Raw genomic sequence first — 620 nt, 5'->3', positions numbered from 1 at the left:
ATATCGACAGGTAAATTCGTTATATCGATTGTTCCCCCGACGGTATGTGCCCAGAAACCGATCTCGTTCTTATACGTTGCAAGCAACTTCATAATACGGACAATCAAATCCGGATCTAATTCGTATCTGGAATGAAGGATATTCATCGTTTTCCACACTTCACTGCCGTTATTAACGATCAATGGACAATCCAACTGCAATTGTTCAGCGTAGGGGATAACCTCTTGGATCGGTCTTCCCGTAGCAAGATTGACTTTGACTCCAGCTTCTTGGGCGAGTCGGATCCATCTGATATTATCATCAGAAATCTGTCTTTGTTTGTTGAGTAAAGTACCATCCATATCCAATGCAATTAATTTGAATGCCATCTCATCTACTCCTTTATGTAAAAGGAAAGCTCTACATCTACTGTTTGTTCGGGCGCGATTTTATCCACGGGAGATTTTCCCCAATGATCCCAGCGGTCGGTGTTGGTATAGTAATCGGAAACTGTACTGCGAATCCATCCGGTCGTTGTTTCCACTTCCAGAACAAATCCACCTACACACATTGAATCCTCTGCAGTAGTGACGGTGAGATGGTTTTGATTCCTTAACAGCGGCCAGTGCTCCGGTTTGATG

At 43.5% G+C, this 620-nt stretch carries 2 protein-coding genes; both read right to left on the bottom strand.

All coding sequences use genetic code 11. The features are described 5' to 3' along the window. On the bottom strand, positions 1-368 hold a 368-nt coding region (locus AC1DWB_RS36935), incomplete at its 3' end, for an HAD family hydrolase (protein ID WP_477545997.1). A gap of 5 nt (positions 369-373) precedes the next feature. Further along, positions 374-620: hypothetical protein (locus AC1DWB_RS36930; protein WP_477545996.1), on the bottom strand; the 247-nt coding region annotated here is incomplete at its 5' end.

Source organism: Paenibacillus sp. P4_E11, from assembly GCF_056401635.1.
Note: the sequence above shows the minus strand (reverse complement) of the source record. Positions and strands in the feature narration are given on the sequence as shown.